At 66.9% G+C, this 18706-nt stretch carries 16 protein-coding genes; 10 read left to right on the forward strand and 6 right to left on the reverse strand.

Going from position 1 to position 18706, the window contains the following annotated elements; translation table 11 throughout:
- Nucleotides 1–13 precede the first annotated feature (13 nt).
- The 3 genes from AB6806_RS25325 to AB6806_RS25335 form a co-directional block, all read right to left on the reverse strand.
- Nucleotides 14–2074 (reverse strand): ABC transporter permease, encoded by a 2061-nt coding sequence (locus AB6806_RS25325; RefSeq protein ID WP_370955795.1) that lies wholly within the window; start codon nucleotides 2072–2074, stop codon nucleotides 14–16.
- Nucleotides 2071–3651, reverse strand: a complete 1581-nt coding sequence (locus tag AB6806_RS25330; protein ID WP_370955797.1) for a sugar ABC transporter ATP-binding protein — start codon at nucleotides 3649–3651, stop codon at nucleotides 2071–2073. Before AB6806_RS25330 ends, AB6806_RS25325 begins: the two co-directional genes overlap by 4 nt.
- Nucleotides 3652–3817: 166 nt before the next feature.
- Complete coding sequence (locus AB6806_RS25335; RefSeq protein ID WP_248311216.1) at nucleotides 3818–4918, reverse strand: sugar ABC transporter substrate-binding protein; 1101 nt, start codon at nucleotides 4916–4918, stop codon at nucleotides 3818–3820.
- Nucleotides 4919–5103: 185 nt separating this feature from the next.
- Between AB6806_RS25335 and AB6806_RS25340 the strand changes: the two genes are divergently transcribed.
- The 4 genes from AB6806_RS25340 (at nucleotide 5104) to AB6806_RS25355 (ending at nucleotide 10515) form a co-directional block, all read left to right on the forward strand.
- On the forward strand, nucleotides 5104–5781 hold the full coding sequence (locus AB6806_RS25340; protein WP_112763253.1) for a GntR family transcriptional regulator: 678 nt from the start codon (nucleotides 5104–5106) through the stop codon (nucleotides 5779–5781).
- Between the two features lie 353 nt (nucleotides 5782–6134).
- Nucleotides 6135–7322, forward strand: a complete 1188-nt coding sequence (locus tag AB6806_RS25345; protein WP_142022622.1) for an ROK family transcriptional regulator — start codon at nucleotides 6135–6137, stop codon at nucleotides 7320–7322.
- Between the two features lie 10 nt (nucleotides 7323–7332).
- Nucleotides 7333–8898, forward strand: a complete 1566-nt coding sequence (locus tag AB6806_RS25350) for an ABC transporter substrate-binding protein (protein WP_142022623.1) — start codon at nucleotides 7333–7335, stop codon at nucleotides 8896–8898.
- A gap of 126 nt (nucleotides 8899–9024) precedes the next feature.
- Nucleotides 9025–10515, forward strand: a complete 1491-nt coding sequence (locus AB6806_RS25355; RefSeq protein WP_142022624.1) for a carboxylesterase/lipase family protein — start codon at nucleotides 9025–9027, stop codon at nucleotides 10513–10515.
- A gap of 74 nt (nucleotides 10516–10589) precedes the next feature.
- Here AB6806_RS25355 and AB6806_RS25360 read toward each other — a convergent pair whose 3' ends face one another.
- A complete protein-coding gene (locus tag AB6806_RS25360; RefSeq protein ID WP_142022625.1) occupies nucleotides 10590–11498 on the reverse strand; it encodes a LysR family transcriptional regulator in 909 nt (302 codons plus the stop codon).
- Between the two features lie 81 nt (nucleotides 11499–11579).
- On the opposite strand from AB6806_RS25360, the gene AB6806_RS25365 reads away from it, so the two are divergent.
- The 4 genes from AB6806_RS25365 to AB6806_RS25380 all read left to right on the forward strand — a co-directional run bounded on the left by AB6806_RS25365 (nucleotide 11580) and on the right by AB6806_RS25380 (nucleotide 15726).
- Nucleotides 11580–12929, forward strand: a complete 1350-nt coding sequence (locus AB6806_RS25365) for an acyclic terpene utilization AtuA family protein (protein WP_142022626.1) — start codon at nucleotides 11580–11582, stop codon at nucleotides 12927–12929.
- A gap of 1 nt (nucleotide 12930) precedes the next feature.
- Entirely contained in the window at nucleotides 12931–13239 is a 309-nt protein-coding gene (locus AB6806_RS25370; protein ID WP_112763165.1) for an AtuA-related protein, read from the forward strand.
- A gap of 63 nt (nucleotides 13240–13302) precedes the next feature.
- Complete coding sequence (locus AB6806_RS25375; protein ID WP_142022627.1) at nucleotides 13303–14271, forward strand: Bug family tripartite tricarboxylate transporter substrate binding protein; 969 nt, start codon at nucleotides 13303–13305, stop codon at nucleotides 14269–14271.
- A 54-nt stretch (nucleotides 14272–14325) separates the two neighbouring features.
- A complete protein-coding gene (locus tag AB6806_RS25380; RefSeq protein WP_142022628.1) occupies nucleotides 14326–15726 on the forward strand; it encodes a M20/M25/M40 family metallo-hydrolase in 1401 nt (466 codons plus the stop codon).
- Nucleotides 15727–15825: 99 nt separating this feature from the next.
- Here AB6806_RS25380 and AB6806_RS25385 read toward each other — a convergent pair whose 3' ends face one another.
- A complete protein-coding gene (locus AB6806_RS25385; protein ID WP_142022629.1) occupies nucleotides 15826–16275 on the reverse strand; it encodes a gamma-glutamylcyclotransferase family protein in 450 nt (149 codons plus the stop codon).
- Nucleotides 16276–16289: 14 nt separating this feature from the next.
- Complete coding sequence (locus tag AB6806_RS25390) at nucleotides 16290–17462, reverse strand: isovaleryl-CoA dehydrogenase (RefSeq protein WP_142022630.1); 1173 nt, start codon at nucleotides 17460–17462, stop codon at nucleotides 16290–16292.
- Between the two features lie 233 nt (nucleotides 17463–17695).
- Here AB6806_RS25390 and AB6806_RS25395 point away from each other — a divergent pair, with 233 nt between their 5' ends.
- Nucleotides 17696–18187, forward strand: coding sequence for an ABZJ_00895 family protein (locus AB6806_RS25395; protein WP_370955800.1), 492 nt, complete (start codon nucleotides 17696–17698; stop codon nucleotides 18185–18187).
- A 237-nt stretch (nucleotides 18188–18424) separates the two neighbouring features.
- Nucleotides 18425–18691, forward strand: a complete 267-nt coding sequence (locus tag AB6806_RS25400) for a metal-sensing transcriptional repressor (protein ID WP_142022632.1) — start codon at nucleotides 18425–18427, stop codon at nucleotides 18689–18691.
- The last annotated feature ends 15 nt before the right edge of the window (nucleotides 18692–18706 follow it).

Raw genomic sequence — 18706 nt, forward strand, 5'->3', positions numbered from 1 at the left:
GTCTTGCGTCTCCTCAATGCGCGCGTTCGCGCAGCGCCACGACGGCGCCGAGCACCACGACGCCATAGAGGATGGCGCGCGTGGCATAGGGCAGGGTGGTTCCGGCGAGCAGGGTCTGGAGCGCGGTCAGCAGCAGCACGCCGCCGAGCATGCCGAGATAGGAACCGCGCCCACCGGTGATGAGCGCGCCGCCGACCACGACGACCGCGATCGAGGGCAGCAGGTAGTCGTCGCCCATGCCCAGGCTCGCCTGACCGGAGAAACCCGCGAGCATGATGCCGACCAGCGCGGCGCAGGCGCCCGAAAGCATGTAGACCTTGACCAGCGTCGCCTTGACCGGAACGCCGGAAAGCTCCGCCGGGCGCTCGCCATTGCCGATGGCGTAGATCCGCCGGCCGAAGACGGTGCGTCCGAGCAGGATCGAGGCGCCGGCAGCGAAAAGCACCACGAGCGGCACGACCGGCGTCACGCCGAAGATTTTCGCGGTCATGAACCAGCGCAAGGCGGGCGAGGCGAAGCCGTTTGGCGTCCCGCCGGAATAGACCAGCGCCGCTCCTTGCAGGATGCCGTTCATTGCCAGCGTCATCACGATCGGCGAGAGGCCGAGCGCGACGATGCCGAGCCCGTTGACGAGGCCGATCAGCGCGCCGAGCGCGAGCACGGCGGGCACGGCATAGACCAGCGCGGCATCCGAGCCCGAGAGCAGGCCGGCGCAGAGAATGCCGGAGAGGCCGATGGTCCAGGGCAGCGACAGGTCGAGCCCGCCGGTCAGGATCACCGCGCCCTGTCCGAGCGCGAGGACGGCGAGAAAGCAGCCGAGCACGATCAGCGAGTCGTAATAGGGCCAGGAGACAATCGTGTTGCCGAGCACGAACTGCGTCACCACGAGGACCGCGACAAAGCACAGATAGGCCGGCACCGCGTTGCGCAGCGCTTCGGCATGGCGGCGCCACCAGGCTGGGTGCTCGATCGCCGGATCGTGCATCGGCAGGGCGATGCGGGCAGGGGGCAGATCGAGCTGGCGCGGCAGGCGCCCGGCCCGGCGGGCGGCACCGCGGGCAAAACCCTGGCGCAGCGTGCGGGCCAGCACGGAATCGCGCGCCAGGGAGGAGGCGAGGACTGCCAGCACGAGGATCAAGCCCTCGACCACCGAGGAGTAGAAGGCGGGCACGTCGAGCACGAGCAGGATGTTGACGACGAGCATCAGCACATAGGCGCCGAAGATCGTGCCGACGATGCCGCCGCGCCCACCGCCCAGCACGGTGCCACCCAGCACCACGGCCGCGAACATCTGAAGCAGCATCGGATTGCCGACGAGCGGATCGCCCGAGCCGGTTTGGGCCGTAATGAAGACGCCCGCCAGACCATAGAGCCCGCCCGCCAGCACATAGGCGAAGAACTCGTGCAGCCGGACGCTGAGCCCTGCGGCGCGGGCGGCCTCCCGGTCGGAGCCCAGGGCCGGCAGGGCCTTGCCGAAGAGCGTGTTCTTCAAGGCAAGCCACAGGCCGATGAGAGCCGCCAGCAGCAGCACCGGCATCGGCAGCACGCCGGGGATGGCGTCGCCGGTCAGGGCCTGCGCGAAGCTGCCGGGAATCTGCCCGCCGGGCTTGTCCATCACGAGGAGGGTGACGCCTTGCAGGATGAACATGGTGGCGAGCGTCACCACGATGGGCTGGAGCCTCAAGCCCGCGATGAACAGGCCGTTGAAGGCGCCGGTCGCCGCGCCGACACCGATGCCGGCGAGCGTCCACAGCAGCATCGAATCGGGGCTGTCCTGCATCTGCCCGGCGAGCGTGACGTTGACGAGCGAGATGACGGCAGCGGCCGACAGGTCGAAGCCGCCGGTCAGCACCACGATGGTTTGGCCGCTCGCTGCGATGGCGAGCGTCGCGCCGCCGGCAGCCAGCGTGCCGAGCTCGTAATAGCCGAGCGTGCCGCCGCTGAGCCAGCGCACGAGTCCGAGGCAGAGCAGGAAGACGCCGATCGCGATCAGCGGTCCGCGCAGGCGGTCGGGCCAGCCGCGGACGAGGGAGGCGCCTGCGGCCTGCGGCGCCGTGGCAGCGATCGCGCTCATGAGAGGGCCTCCAGCGTCGAAACCTGTTGCGCGGCAAGTGCGCCGGCTTCGCTCCCGAGCATGGCGCGCAGGATCGCATCCTCCGTGATCGCGTCGCCTTCCAGCCGCGCCGCTGCCTTGCCCCGGTAGAGCACGATCACGCGGTCGCAGAGATGGTCGAGTTCGGCCGTCTCGGTCGAGTGGAACAGGATCGAGCCGCCCGCAGCCGCGAATTCGCGCATCAGCGCATAGATCTCGTTCTTGGTGCCGACATCGATGCCGCGCGTCGGGTCGAACAGCAGCAGGATGCGGCTTTCGGCGAAGAGCCATTTCGCCACGGCGATCTTCTGCTGGTTGCCGCCGGAGAAGGCCTTCACCGGCGTCCAGAGCGCGCGCATCTGTACGTTGAGGCGAGCCATGACGCGGGCAACCACCGTTTCCTCGCGCTTTCGGTCGACGAAGCCGAAGCGGCTGTAGCGCTCGATTGCCGGCAAGGAGATGTTGCGCCGGCCGTCGAGCTTGAGGAAGAGCGCCTCCGTCTTGCGGTCCTCCGGCACGAGGCCGATCCCGATCCGCGCATCGAGAGCATCGCGCGGCGAGGTCAGGCTGACCGGACGGCCGTCGATGCGGATTTCGCCGCGGCTCTCGGCCGTGCCGAAGAGGGCCGAGAACAATTCCAGCTGGCCCATGCCCTGGAGGCCGGCGACGCCGAGGATCTCGCCGCGTCGCAGCCCGAAGGACAATCCGTCGAGGCGGTTGCCGACCGAAAGCTCGGTGGCCGCCAGCACGGGTTCCTCGGAGAGCCTGCTGCGCGGCGGGCGCGGTGGAAAGGAATGGCCGCCGCTGCCGCCGGCGATGAGCCCGATCAGCTCCTCGTCCCCGACATCGGATAGCGGGCGCGTCGCGATATGCTTGCCTCCGCGCAGGACGGTGACGCGGTCGCAGAAGGCGCGGACCTCACGCATGCGGTGCGAGATGAAGACGGTGGTGACGCCTTGAGCCTTGCCCCTGGCGATGATCGTGCCGAGCCAGTCGATATCGCTGCCCGACAATGTCGAGGTCGGCTCGTCGAGCAGCAGGATGCGGGGGCTGCGGAACAGTGCGCGCGCGATCTCGATCTTCTGTCGCTCGTTGAGATCGAGGTCGCGGATCTCCGAGCGAGGGTCGATGGCGCTGAGGCCGAGAGCATCAAGATGTTCCTCGACCGTGCGGCGCGCCTCCGCCCGCCGGATCAGGCCGAGCGGCCCGCGCGGCGGGGTCGGCAGCAGCATGTTGTCGAGTACGCTGAGATCGCGGACGAGGCTGAGTTCCTGGAAGGCGGTGCGGATGCCGCAGCGGTGCGAGGCGGCCGGCGAATGCAAATCCGCGCGCTCGCCGAAGATGTCGAACCCGCCCGTGGTGGGTCGCACCAGCCCGGAGAGCAGCTTGACCAGCGTCGACTTGCCGGCGCCGTTCTCGCCGAGCAGCGCATGGGTGTCGCCGGCCATGATGTCGAAGCCGACATCGTTGACGGCGATAGTCGCGCCATAAACCTTGCGGATGTCGCGGGCGGCGATCGCGACAGGTGCGCCGTCAGGGGAAATCTTGCGCTGAAGCACGGGCGGCCGTCCTTCCTGCGTTGGCGGTAGCGGGATGCCGGGCGACGTGGCGCCGCCGGGCGCTGGAGCACCGGACCGAAAAGTGGGATCCACTTTTCGGAAAAGTCCGATGCTGAACGAGCAGGACTGTCATGCCGCGCCCGACCCGGGCGCGGCGATCCTGCGATCAGTTCTCGGGCTGGCCGACGAGGGCAGCGTTGAGACCGATCTCGGGCGTCTCGCTCGAGAAGATCGAGGCGAACCAGCCGGGATTGGTCACGATCGAGGGCTTGAAGGCGTTGCAGCCCGCCTTCATCTCGTCCCAGGTGCCTTCCTGGCAGAGCTTGATCGTCTCGTTGGTGACGACCGGTAGCGGCAGGACGGTCTTCTTCGGCACGTCCTTGCCTTCCAGCTTGGCCACGGCGAGCTTCAGCGCCAGCGCGCCGGAATAGGGCGGCGAGGCGTAGGAGATGCGCGGCGCGGCCATCGGCTTGTAGGTGCCGTTGGCGCCTTCGACCTCGGTGCCGGTGGGCAGCATCTGCACACGCCCGCCATTGGAGCCTTCGCCTGCACAGGGCTTCAGCTTGTCCTCAGGGATGCCGGCCTCGATCTGCATCGTATTGGCGGTGTAGCAGCCGACCTGCATCCAGAGACCGTCGATCTGGTCCCATTTGCGGGTGGCCAGGATCTTCGACAGCTCCGTGCGCGCGACCGCCTGGCTCCACATGCCGACCGCCTCGTTGACGATCTTGATGTCGGGATGCTTGGCGAAGACCTCTTTTGCCGCCTTGGTGCGCAGCGTGTCGACCGAAGTGCCGGGCACGCCGGTGATCGAGACGATGTTGCCCTTGCCGTTCAGCTTCTTGACCAGCCATTCGGCGGTGACGCGCCCGGCCTCTTCCTGATCGATCGCGACATTGTAGGCGCAGGGCTCGGTGATCTCGCCGTCATAGGCAATGACGGTCACGCCCTTCTCGCAGGCGTTCTTCACCGCGGCGTTGAGCGCCGTCGGCGAGATCGGGAAGACGATGATCGCCTTGGCCCCGGCCTGGACCATGGCGTTGATCTGCTGGATCTGGCGCTGGGCGTTGGGGCCGGCGACCTGGACCTGCAGGTCGACCTTGTCGGCCATCGTCTTGGACGCGGCCATGGCCTTGATCATGTTGGCGGCCTCACCCTGCCAATCATTGCCGATATAGCTCATCGACAGGAAAATCTTGTGCTTGGCCTGGGCCTGCGCGGCGGAGACTCCGGCTGCGGACAAGGCCAGCGCGGCGGCAGCAGCCATCAAGTGCTTCTTTTTCATCATGAGCGTCCTCCCCGACGCGGTGGCGTTCAATCGTCAGGGCGCCTTGACCGGTGCCTCGTTTCTTTTGATCAAAGATCACAAATCATATATCAATGCAATGCGGATTTGATGTCGAGCCCGCGACCGCTATGGTCGCCCCGACGAACACCTTGGATTTCAAGACGATGAGCCTCGTGCGCCCTCAGGAGCTGCCTTACTCACCCATCTCCCGCGCGACGATCCAGGAGCATGTCTATGGCCGGATCCGGGAGATGATCCTGAACGGCGACATCGAGCCGGGCCGTACGGTGACGGTGAGCAGCCTGTCCGAGGCCTTTGGCGTCAGCGCCATGCCGGTGCGGGAGGCGCTGCACCGGCTCGTCGCCGAAAAGGCCCTGACCGTGGTGGCTGGCCGCTCCGTCGGCATCCCGCCGCTCAGCGCCGAACGACTCGACGACCTCAGGCGCGTCCGCTGCGAGATCGAGGGCATGGCCACGGAGTGGGCCGCTGCGGCGATCACGCCGGCGCAATTGCGCCATCTCGAAGAGCTGATTGCGATCATGGACGCCGCGAAGGCCGAGAAGGACCGCGCCCGCTATGTGCCGGCCAATCGGGACTTCCACTTCACCATCTACAAGGCCGCCGCCTCGCCGGCCCTGATGGCCATCATCGAGTCGCTCTGGCTGCAGATCGGGCCCTACATCAACCTGCTCAAAGAGACCGACAACTGGACGAGCGCCAATCGCGACCACAAGGCGATCCATGCGGCGTTGCTGGGCAAAGATGCTGCGGCGGCCAGACGATCCCTCCAAGCCGACATCGAGCAAGCGGCGAAAAGCCTGGCCGGGCTTCTCGATATCTGAGCCGCGGGCGGCTCTCCTCGTTACGGCTGACCCATCCGAGATACGTAGGCGGCTCCTTGCAGACGCGCTGCGCGCAGTAGGGCGCGTTCGTCCACATGCGGCATCGGGATTGCGCAACGTTTGCGGGGAGGGCCCAGCCGCCAGTGGCCTCTCGCTCGTCGCCCGGAAGCAGGGTTGCCTTTTGTCTCGCCTGACGTCCGGCCCCGAGCCGAGCAGGGCGTCGGCCTGTCTGCCCCACGCCTGCCACCACCTGCATGGCGTTTCCATTCCGAGAGCCGGTATGGCGATATTGACAAGATCGCCAGCGCACAGCAGCATCGTTACATAAAGTAAAAATAAACTCGGGAGGATGCATGCGGGAGCCGCGAAGCCGGCGAGAAACGCGATCGGCTGTCCTGCGCTATCTCTGGTGCTCTGGCGGCTCGTTTCGCCCCGCATTGGCCGATCATGTCGGGCTGACCGATGCGAGCATCTCGCGCATCGTCGCCGAGCTGAAATCCGAGCGGCTGATCGACGAGTCGAAGCGCACCGCGCCTTACCAGGGCGGTCCAAGCTCCTTTCTTACATTAAGTAACGATCTCTATGTCGGCACGATCGAGTTCTCCGGCAGCCGTGTCCATATTGGCGTCGGGTCGCTGACCGGCGAGATCCGCTTTTCCGAATGGCTGGATTTGCCGGACGGCGCAGAGCCGGAAACGGTGAGGTCGACCTACCGCCGTGCTCTTCATCAGCTCACCGATCATCTGCACCGGGCGGGCATCAGGCTTTGCCAGCTCGCGGTGTCGATCCCGGGCTATCATGAGGATCTGCGCGCAAATCCGATCATCGCGCTCGACCCCGCCGAGCTCCTGAGGGAGATCCAGGCCGCACTGCCTTCGGTGCCGCTGCTCGCGGCGAATTCGATCGTGACCCGCGCCGTCGCCCACCGCCTGAAGCTCGGTGTCGATCTTGCCGGCGGCCCCTATTTCTACACCTTCGTCGGCCATGGCGTGGCCGCCGCCCTGGTCGATGACTTCGCTTCGAGCGGGGAGGTGGCTGCCTGCGAGATCGGCCATATGGTGCTCGATCCCCGCGGGCCCCGCTGCCGCTGCGGCCATTCCGGCTGTCTCGAGGCCTATGTGTCCACGGCCGCCGTCGCGCCGGCCATCGGTCTGCGTGAGCAAGACCTGCTGGCGATGGATGAATGGCAGGCCGGCCGGCTCAAACTGTCGGCGCGCGCGCAGGCCGACCTCGCGGCGCGTTTGGCGCGCCTCGGACACGCCATCGGCAATGCGCTCAACCTGACGCCGATCCGACGGGTGGTGGTGGCCGGCTGGCCGGCGGAGCTGGGCGAAAAGATGCATGCCAGCGTGCTCGGCGGCATCGAGGCCAGCCTGTTCGGCGGAGCCGCAGCCGTGAACCTCACCTTCGCGAATGCGGAATTGGGGCGGGAGCCGGCCGCCGGGCTGGCGCTCGCCACCCACGCCTATCTGCAACGGGGCGCGATGCGACCCGCGGAAGCGGCCGAGAACAGGGCCGCGCATAACTTCATCAAACGATAAGGGGGAGGACATGAGTCTGAAAACAGTGACGGCCGCGCTTTTCGCCGGTGCCATGCTCGTCTTGACGGGGCCGGCCATCGCCGAGAGCGTTCTCAAGGTCAAACCGTCCGGGGACGTGAAGCTGCTGGATCCGCTCCTCGGCTCGGATTCCATGGCCCGCAATTTCGGCTACATGGTCTACGACACGCTGTTCGCGGTGGACGACAAGCTGGCGATCAAGCCGCAAATGGTCGAAAGCTGGGACATCTCGGCCGATGGCAAGGTGTGGACCTTCGTCCTGCGCGATGGCCTCGCCTTCAGCGACGGCCAGCCCGTGACGGCTGACGACGTGATCGCCTCGCTGAAGCGCTGGAGCGTCAATGACAGCATGGGGCAGCAGCTCAACCAGCGTGGTGCGAGCTGGCAGGCGGTCGATGCGAAGACCGTCCGCCTGACGCTGACCTCGCCCTGGGGGATGGTGCTGGATGCCCTCGGCAAGCCAGGCGCGCCCGTGCCGTTCATCATGCCGGCCCGCGTCGCTTCGGCGACGCCACCCAATCAGGCGGTGACAGATCACACCGGCTCCGGCCCATTCGTTTTCAAGAAGGACGAATGGCTGGCCGGCGCCCGGCTGGTGTTCACCAGGAACGCGGGATACAAGCCCCGCCCGGAGGCGCCGGCCGGCCTCTCCGGCGGCAAGGTGGTCAAGGTCGATCGTGTCGAATGGCAGATCATCCCGGACCAGCAGACCGCGATCAACGCCCTGATCAAGGGTGAACTCGATATCAGCGAGGAGATTCCCGGCGATCTCATTCCGCTCGCCAAGGCGTCGAAGGACATCGCTCTCGAGCGCCAGGACGATATCGGCGTCGCCCAGCAGATCCGTATCAACTCGACCCAGCCGCCATTCGACAATCCGAAGCTGCGGCAGGCCCTGCTCCATGCCGTCGACGGTGCGGAGTTCCTCTCCGCGGTGATCGACGATCCGAGCCTCGGCAAGCCCTGCCGCTCCTTCTACGTCTGCTCGTCTCCCTATTTCACCGAGGCCGGCTTTCCAGCGGTCAATCTCGACAAGGCCAAGGCCCTCCTGAAGGAAGCCGGCTATGACGGCACTCCGGTGGTGCTGCTCGACGCCACCGAGAATGCCAATATCCACGCTTTCACCATGGTGGCCGAAGCCTTGCTGAAGAGCATCGGCTTCAAGACCGATGTGCAGGCGATGGATTGGGCGACGGTCGTCGCCCGCCGGGCCAGCAAGGAGCCGGTCGGCAAGGGCGGCTGGTCGATCTTCATCTCGGGGCCGGGCGGGCTCGACATGATGGAGCCGGTCAGCCATCTCGGCCTTCGCTCGAACTGCGAGAAGGCCTGGTTCGGCTGGCCCTGCGATGCCGATATCGAACAGATGCGTGCCGCTTTTTCCGACCTTTCGGACGGCGCGCAGCGCAAGGCGCTGGCGGAGAAGATCCAGCTGCGCGCGGCTCAGACCGTTCCCTATGTCCCGATTGGCGTCCAATATCAGATCCGTGCCTATCGCACTGATCTGACCGGGCTCCTGACCCCGCCGGCGCCGGTCTACTGGAACATCGCCCGCAAATAGCCCTCCGACGATCGGCCCTGCCGCAATTCCCGGAGTGCCTGCTGCCTCGCATCGCCGGCAGCGGGCACTCCGGTGAAGGCCCGGCATAACCCACGGCCGCAGCCGCACCGCGACACATCCCAACCCATGTCACTCGATCCATCCGCAAGCGCGCTCTCCGGCGAAGCTCTCATCGTCGATACGCCCTTCGGCCGGCTGCGCGGCCTGCTCTCCGGCGGGATCCGGTCATTCAAGGGTGTGCCCTATGCCGCCGCGCCGATCGGTTCCTTGCGCTTCCGTCCGCCGCAGCCGCTTGCGCCCTGGACCGGCCTGCGCGAGGCACTGACCTTCGCGCCGGCAGCGCCGCAGCCAGCCGATCCGGGCTTCTATCCCGGCGATCCCGACGCCATGCCCGCCGTGCCGACGAGCGAGGATTGTCTCTATCTCAACATCTGGTCGCCGGCCGAGGCGGGGCCGCATCCGGTGCTGGTCTGGCTGCATGGCGGCGGCCAGTCTGTCGGGGGGACGAGCCGGCCCGTCTATGACGGAGCGGTCTTTGCCCGAGCCGGCATCACGTGCGTCACGATCGGCCATCGGCTCGGCCTGCTCGGCTTTCTCGAAGGTGGGCGGATCTTCGGCGAGGAATTCCGCGGCAGCGGCAACAATGCCTTGCGGGACATCGTCGCGGCGCTCGTCTGGATCCGGCAGGCCATCGGCGCCTTTGGCGGGGATCCCGGCCGCGTCACGGTCGGAGGCGAGTCGGCCGGGGCCAAGAACGTCGCGGCCCTTCTGGCTGCGCCCTCGGCGGCCGGCCTGTTCCATGCGGCGTTTTCGAGCTCCGGCGGCGGCGACACGGTCCATAGCCGGGAGACGGCGGATGCCGTGGCCGACAGGGTGCTGGCCCTCGCCGGCGGTTGCCTCCGCGACCTCCAGGACATTCCGGCCGCCGGCCTCATTGCCCTGCAAGAGCGATTGAGCAGAAACGAGACCCGGCGCCAGCCCTTTCGCCCCGTAGCCGACGGGACATTCCTGCCCCGGTCGCCGCGGCGGCTCTTGCCCCGCCACCCCGTGCCGCTTCTGATCGGGACGGCGCGCGACGAGGCCGCGCCCTTCCTGGGCGAAGCGACGCATGGAGACGGTCATTCGGCGGAGGACTGGGATGGCCGGCTGCTGGCGCATCTGGGGCCCGAGATCATGGCGGAAGCCGAGAGGCGTGCCTTGCGGATGTGGCCCGGCATGCCAGCAAGCGCGCGGCACCTGAAGCTGCTGACGGCGGAAGAATACGAATTGCCATCGATCCGGCTGGCCGATGCGCATCATGCGGCCGGGCGGCCGACCTGGGTCTATCGCAACGACAGGCCGCTCGCGGCCGGGCCCTTCGCCGGCCAGGCACCCCATGTCGCCGATCTCAGCCTCATCTGGAATCAGCCGGGACCTTACGGCACTGCGGCGGGGCCCGGCGATGGTGGCATGCACGAAATGGTCACGGCTTTCATCCATGCCGGCGGCGTCGCCGCCTGGCCGCCATACGACTTGGGACAGCGGGCGACGCTGGTTTTCGACGTCGACGGCGCCGAACTCCGGACCGATCCGTCCAAGGATGTTCGCCTTGTCTTCGAAGGCCTGTTCGATCGCTAGCGCGATGGATCGCGGCGCGGACCCCGCGATAGCGGGTGCCGGGCACCGCACCCAAGGCAAGAGGCAAACCCGGCTCACATTGCGTTTTGCCGCAGCGCATCGAACGCAACGCCAAGATGGTCCAGGAAGGCCGCACTTGCCGGTGGCAATGTCCGGCCTCTGCGCTTGATCACCGAGATGCTGCGCGCCAGCCGCGGATCGTCGATCGGCGCCGAACGAAGCATCGGCAGCGCTTTGATCTCCATTGCGGTCTCGGGCAGGATCGCGATCCCCATTCCAGCACGGACCATGCCGACGGCCGTGGACATGTAGGTCGCCTCCGCGGCAACCTCCGCCACCAGCCCCTCAGCCGCGACGGCGGCATCGACCACCGCCCGCACACTGGTCGCCCGCGACATCAGGACGAGCGGGTGGCGTGCCACCGCTGCAAGTGAAGGCGAGGTGCCGTCGTCCAGTGTGTGACCCGATGGGAATACGGCATGCATCCGATCGACGCTGCTCAGCATCAGCTCCAGCTCCGCATCCTCGAACGGTCCGCCGGTGATGCCGAGATCGACCTCCTCGGCAAGCGTCAGCGCCGTGACGCCGCTGGCGACGACGTCACGCAGCGCAAAGCCGATCTCGGGATGCTGCGCGCGGAAGCGTGCGATCACATCTGGCAGCAGGCTCGAGGCGAAGGAGGGCAGGACCGCGATGCGAACCATCCCTCCGGCCATGCGCGCGAGCTGCCGGGTTTTGTCGAGCAGCGCCTCGAGTTCGCGCAGGACGCGCTGCAGTTCCGGCAAGAGCTCGCGGCCCAGGCGCGTCAGCGCGACATTGCGCGTGTTCCGGTCGAAGAGCCGCAGGCCGAGCGCTTCCTCCAGCGCCCGGACCTGAACGGTCAGGGCGGGCTGAGAGAGATTGAGCGCCGCCGCGGCGCGGGTGAAGCTGCCATGCTCCGCCACCGCAATGAACGCCCGTAGCTGCCGAACATCGAAATTCATACTGAAACGCTATTACTGAGATAGAATAATTTCAATTGTGCTATGAATTTACGGCGGCATTCTCTGGCAACTGGAGGATGCATGCGACAGGTAAGAATAGGGGCCGGCGCGGGCTATTCGGGCGACAGGATCGAGCCTGCGGTCGAACTCGCGGAGCGCGGCCGGCTCGACTACCTCGTCTTTGAATGTCTGGCGGAGCGCACCATCGCGCTGGCGCAGCAGGCACGGCGGCGTGATCCAGGGCTCGGCTACGATCCGCTGCTGGCGGCACGCATGCGCGCGGTGCTTCCGGCCTGTCGCCGCGCCGGCACTGCCATCATCACCAATATGGGGGCGGCCAACCCGCTGGCGGCGGCCGAGCTTGTCCGTGCGACCGCGCGCGACCTCGGCTTGCGCGGCTACAAGGTGGCGGCCGTGACGGGCGACGACGTCGCGGCTTCGGTCGGCGATGGTCATGGCCGTATATTGGAAGATGGGCGGCCCGCTGCTGCGCTGGGGGCGAGCCTGATCTCGGCCAATGCCTATCTGGGGGCCGAGCCGATCGTACAGGCGCTCGCCGCCGGCGCCGATCTCGTGATCACCGGACGTGCCGCCGATCCTTCGCTTTTCCTCGGGCCGCTGGTGCATGAATTCGGCTGGTCGTTCGAGGATTGGCCGCGGCTCGGCCAGGCGACGCTGATCGGCCATGTGCTGGAATGCGCCGGGCAGGTCACCGGCGGCTATTTCGCGGATCCCGGCTTCAAGACGGTGCCGGGGCTGGCGCGGCTCGGCTTTCCCCTCGCCGAGGTCGGCGAGGACGGCTCGGCCATCATCACCAAGGTCGAGGGCTCGGGCGGCTGCGTGACATCCGCCACCTGCAAGGAGCAGATTCTCTACGAGATTCATGACCCGGCGGCGTATTTCACCCCCGACGTCGTCGCGGACTTCTCGCAGGTTCGTGTCGAACAGGTCGGGCAAGACCGGGTCCGCATCTCCGGAGCGAGCGGCCGCGCGCGGCCCGAAGCGTTGAAGGTCTCGCTCGGCGTCGCAGAAGGCTTCGTGGGCGAAGGTCAGATTTCCTATGCCGGCAGCGGCGCGCGAGACCGCGCGGAACTGGCGGCCGCGATCGTGCGCGAGCGGCTGGAGTTGACGGGGCTCACGGCGCAGGAGTTGCGCTTCGATCTGATCGGCATTGATGCGCTCCACGGCCTCGGACTGCCGGCCGGCGGCGGCGAGCGGGCGGAGCCCTACGAGGTGCGGCTGCGCGTGGTCGGGCGCACGTCCACGATGGATGAAGCGGTGCGCGTCGGCAGCGAGGTGGAGACCCTCTACACCAACGGGCCGGCGGGCGGCGGTGGCGTCACCAAACAGGTCCGCGAGGTTCTCGGAGTGCTCTCGACGCTGCTGCCGCGCGAGCGGGTCCAGCCCTCGATCCATATGTTGGAGAGCTGAAATGAAGCTGCGCGCCATCGCCCATGCTCGCGCCGGCGACAAGGGTGACACCTCCAGCATCTCGCTGATCGCCTATGAGGAGGCGGATTATCCGCGCCTGGTGCGGCACGTCACGGCGGAGCGGGTGGCGACGCATTTCGCTGGCCTCCTTCGCGGCAGCGTCAGCCGCTACGAGATCGCGTCGCTGGGGGCGCTCAACTTCGTGCTTCGGCAGGCGCTGGGCGGTGGGGTGACGCGCTCGCTCGCCCTCGACACCCACGGCAAGTCCCTGAGCTCCGCCCTGCTGGACATCGAAATTCCGGACGACTGATCCCAATCGAACGGCGCAGCAAGACGCCGCCCCGACATGACCGACAAAAGCGGAGGAAAATCCATGAGAACATCGATTTTGCGCATGATCGCCGCAGGTGCGCTGGCCATCGGCCTCACCGGCACCGCGAGTGCCCAGGAATTCCCGTCGAGATCCCTCAAATTCGTCGTGCCCTTCGCGGCCGGCAGCGCGACCGACGCGGTGGCCCGCATCCTCGGCGAGCATGTCTCGAAGAACCTCGGGAAACCGGTGGTTATCGAGAATCTGGCCGGGGCGAGCGGTGTCATCGCCGCGCAGAACGTCGCCCGCGCCGAGCCCGACGGCCACACGGTGCTGATCACCACCAACACCACGCATGGCGCCAATCAGAGCCTGCTCAAGCATGTGCCCTATGACGCCATCAACAGCTTCGAGGCCGTCGGCAAGCTCGGCACGATCACGCTCGCGCTCGCGACCAACCCCGCCGTGCCGGCCAAAACCGTCCAGGAGTTCGTCGCCTATGCCAAGGCCAATCCAGGCAAGCTGACCTTCGGTGCCGGGTCGAGCTCGTCGCGCATCGCCGGCGAGATGCTGAAGTCCCTGGCCGGCCTCGACATCACCTATGTGCCCTATCGCAGCAATCCGCAGGCGATCACCGATCTGCTCGGCGGGCAGATCAACATCGTTTTCGCCGACATCTCGACGACTTTGCCTCAGATCAAAGCGGGCGCGGTCAACGGCCTCGCCGTCTCGACCGCCAGGCGCAGCGTGCTGGCGCCCGATCTGCCGACCATGGCCGAGGGCGGCGTCAAGGGGTACGACCTCGCGGCCTGGTTCGCGGCCTTTGTCCCGGCCAGGACGCCGCGCTCCACCGTCGACAAATTGAATCAGGCGCTGACTGCCGCCGTCAACGATCCGGCGACAAAGGAGCGTTTGCTCGCGGCCGGCGTCGAGCCTGAGACCAGCACGCCAGACGAGCTCAAGGCCTTCGTCGGGACCGAGATCGCCAAATGGGCCGAGATCGTGAAGGCCGCCGGCATCCAGCCGGAATAGAGCCCAACGCAGGCGGCACCTTGCGCCGTCGGCACCCATGTCGAGGAAGTCCCGATGAATGCCGAGCCGGTCGTCGACCACCTCCTGCAGCGCCATGACGCCGTGCTTGACAGGCTGACAGCCTTCCTCAGGCTGCCGAGCGTCAGCACCGATCCTGCTTATGCCGAGGGCATGGCCGCCACCCGCGCCTTTCTGCTCGACTGGTTGGCGGAGATCGGGCTGTCGGATGTGCAACTGCTCGATGGCGGCGGACATCCGGCGGTCTATGGCGCCTGGCTCGGGGCGCCGGGCGCGCCGACCATCATCGTCTACGGCCATTACGACGTGCAGCCGCCCGATCCGCTCGCCCTGTGGCGGACGCCGCCCTTCGAGCCGACGATCCAGGGCGGGCGCCTGCATGCGCGCGGCGCTTCCGACGTCAAGGGCTCGACCACGATCGCGATCGAGACCGTCGCCGGCTTCCTCGCCGTGCACGGAGGCTGCCCCGTCAACATCAAGCTCTTCCTGGAGGGCGAGGAGGAGACCGGCAGCCCAAGCCTCCGCGAAATCGTGCACCGCTACGGGACGCTGCTGCAGGCCGATGCGATGATCTCGGCCGATGGCGGGCGTGCGAGCCCGACGGAACCGACGATCAATGTCGGGGCGCGTGGCCTGGCCAAGCTCGAACTCATCGTGCGCAGCGCGGAGAAGGAGATGCATTCCGGCCGCTATGGCGGAGCCGTGCGCAACGCGCTGCACGAACTCGCCGCGATCATCGCCTCGCTGCACGACGCCAACGGGGCGATCGCCGTCCCCGCCTTGATGGAGGCGCTGCCGCCACCGAGTGCGCAGGACCGCCGCGATGCCGCGGCGTTGCCGTTCGACGAGGCCGCTTTCGTCGCCGATGTCGGCGGGATCGCGGCGGGCGAGCCCGGCTACAGCCTGCGCGAGCGCTTGACGCTGCGCCCGGCGATCGACGTCAACGGCATGTGGGGCGGCTATACCGGCGCCGGCAGCAAGACGGTCATCCCCGATGAAGCGCGCGCCAAGGTCACGATCAGGCTGGCACCCGGACAGGATCCCGAACAGGCCATTCAGGCGCTGCAGGATCATATCCGCTCGGTCGCTCGCCCCGGCGTGCGCATCGCATTCGCCGGCATCGGCGGTGGCTCGCCGGCTTCGACGCTGGCGGGCCACCACCCGCTGGTCCAGGCGGCGACGCGGGTGCTGCAACGGGTCTGGCAACGCGACCCCGTCCATGTGCGTCTCGGCGCGACAGTCCCGATCACCGCGATCTTCAAGGAGCTGCTCGGCATGGACACGCTGATGTTCGGCCTGAACCTGCCAGACGAGGATGTTCACGCACCCAACGAGTTCTTCCATCTCGATTCAATCGCGCTCGGCCTGCGCAGCTGGCCGCTTCTGCTGCAGGAGCTCGCGACATTCGCACCGGCGGAGTTTCGCGCCAAAGGATGAATGGATGGGTGCCCGACTACAAAGGGTTCTAGGTCTGTCGGCACCACATCCAACGCCTGGCCGAGGCCGCGCGAGGGAAAGCGAATTGCGGAGTTTTTCCTACAATCGCGGCAGCACGGCGCGGCGATTTTCGATCAGAAAGCGATTCAAGCCGGCGATGTAAGTCTCTGGCAGGGCGAAATGTTTCGCCCCAGCGATGACCGCTTCCATGTAGCCCGGCTTCGGCTTTCCCGGATCGCCCGAACGGCCGATATAGATCAGCGCGCGCTTGGCGCCGCCGGGCACGATCACCGGCTGATTGATCTTCACATAGAGACCGCTGGCGATGTCCTCGAACTTGTCGAGCGCGCGGATGTCACTGAGCGAGCAATCCCACAGCACGCCATGGACCTCCTCGCGCGGATCGCGGATCGCCGAGGCATAGCCGTCGCGGGTGACGATGAAGCGGTGGCGGGGCAAGCGGGCCGGGCCGAGCGGCCGGGCGTTCGGGCAGCGCCGCGCCATCCCGTCCGGGTCCATGTTGAGGCCGTAGGCGAAGTAGAGGGGCATGAAGCCCTCTAGCCTCACTTCGTCTTGTTGAACAGCTCCCGGCCGATCAGCATCCGCCTGATCTCGCTCGTCCCGGCGCCGATCTCGTAGAGCTTGGCGTCGCGCAGCAGGCGGCCGGTCGGGTAGTCGTTGATGTAGCCATTGCCGCCGAGGAGCTGGATCGCGTCGAGCGCGACCTGCGTCGCCTTCTCGGCCGCGAGCAGAATGGCGCCGGCGGCGTCCTCGCGGGTGGTCTCGCCGCGGTCGCAGGCCTTGGCCACGGCATAGACATAGGCGCGGCAGGAATTCAGCGCGACATACATGTCGGCGACCTTGCCCTGGACAAGCTGGAACTCGCCGATCGACTGGCCGAACTGCTTGCGCTCATGGACATAGGGCATGACCACGTCGAGCGCCGCCTGCATGATGCCGAGCGGGCCGGCCGCCAGCACGACGCGCTCGTAGTCGAGGCCGGACATCAGCACGTTGACGCCGCGCCCGACCTGGCCCAGCACGTTTTCTTCGGGCACCTCGCAATCCTGGAAGACGAGTTCGCAAGTGTCGGAGCCGCGCATGCCGAGCTTGTCGAGCTTCTGGTGGGTCGAGAAACCCTTCATGCCCTTCTCGATCAGGAAGGCGGTGATGCCGCGCGGGCCGGCTTCCGGATCGGTCTTGGCGTAGACGACCAGCGTCTCGGCGATCGGACCGTTGGTGATCCACATCTTGTTGCCGTTGAGGACATAAGCGTCGCCCTTCCTGTCGGCGCGGGTGCGCATCGAGACGACGTCCGAGCCAGAGCCGGGCTCCGACATGGCGAGCGCGCCGACATGTTCGCCGGAGATCAGCTTCGGCAGATATTTCCGCTTCTGCGCCTCGTTGCCGTTGCGGCTGATCTGGTTGACGCAGAGATTCGAGTGGGCGCCGTAGGAGAGGCCGACCGAGGCCGAGGCGCGGCTGACTTCCTCGACCGCGATGCAGTGCTCGAGATAGCCAAGGCCTGAGCCGCCATGCTCCTCATCGACCGTCATGCCGTGCAGGCCGAGCGCGCCCATTTCCGGCCATAGATCGCGCGGGAACTGATTGGTCCTGTCGATCTCCTCGGCGCGCGGTGCGATCTTCTCCTGCGCAAAGGCGTGGACCGTGTCGCGGATCGCATCGGCGGTCTCTCCGAGGTCGAAATTGAACGGGCGCGGCGCGTTGGCGAGCATGGCGGAACCTCCCGGGTCAGACGGTGTTGCGCAGCCTGCACGGGGCCGCTTTGCGGTGAGCTTACAGATCGGAAATGCCGGTGTCAGGCTGAGCAGATCAGAGGGCGGTCTGCGAGGATTCGCACCGGTCGAAACCGCCCGAAAAGGCTGCCCCCTATGCAGCGCCCGGGCTTTACCCGCACTGCCGGTCATCGTAGCCGGCACGCTGGACCATGCCTGCCCGGAGTTTCCCAATGCCCCAACCATCGACTGCCTCGCCTATTTCCAATGGGGCTCTCGTCCTGCGGTATATCGCCTTCCTCGTTGCCGGGGTGATCATCCTCAATGTGGTGGTCATTGCCCTGGAGGACTATTTCAAGGCGGCTCCGGGCAGCATGGGCGCCCTTGGCCTGATCATGGTCTGGAGCGCGGCTTCCTGGATCGGGCAAATTTGGTTCAAGCGTGAGCAGGCCCGTCCGCCGTCTGGCCGGGCCTGGCCCGTCGCGCTTCTGTGCGCGCTTGCGACCTTTGTGGTGCAGGGTGTTTTTGTGCTCGTCATCGCGGGCTTCATGCCCGGCGGCGTCGCGAGCATCGGGGGATACCGCAGCAGCGATCAAGTGATCATTGCTGCGGCGTTTTTTGGGATTTTGGTGCTAGAGTTCCTGGTCATCCGCCTCGCGATCGGCTGGGGCGCGAAGGCCGAGGAAAAGCGGGCACAGCGGCAGGCTGCCAAGGGCAAAGCCTAGACCGGCCTGCGCTCTGACGGAGGCAAGGCGGCGACCTGGCCCTTTGTCTCCGCCCGAGGCTTTCGCTTTCGGTCACCCGAGAAGCGGGGCGACCTGCAGGGAAACGAGCGCCTCGCGGCTTCGGTCATCGATCTGTCGACATCGTCGCTGCCCGCTTGAGGTGGCGCTTTGCGGTTGCGCTGCCGCAGGCAATCGAGAGCTATTGCATATCCTATCCAAGAGGATAGGATAGAGCACATGAGCCACGCCATGGATTCCGACATCATCAACCGCCTGCGCCGCGCGCAGGGCCATCTCGGCACGGTCGTGGGGATGGTCGAGGCGGGCAGGGCGGTTCCTGACGTGGTGCAGCAGCTCCAAGCCGTCGAGAAGGCGCTGGAGAAGGTCAAGTCACTGCTGATCTTCGATCATATCGAGCATCACCTGTTCGACCACGCTCAGGTCGCGACGCCTGAGGCGCGCAAGTCGCTCGACGAGCTCAAGGCCCTCACCAAATATCTCTGACCGTCCGGAGCGAAC

The sequence above is a fragment of the Allobosea sp. RCC_152_1 genome, assembly GCF_041360765.1.
Taxonomy (GTDB): domain Bacteria; phylum Pseudomonadota; class Alphaproteobacteria; order Rhizobiales; family Beijerinckiaceae; genus Allobosea; species Allobosea spartocytisi.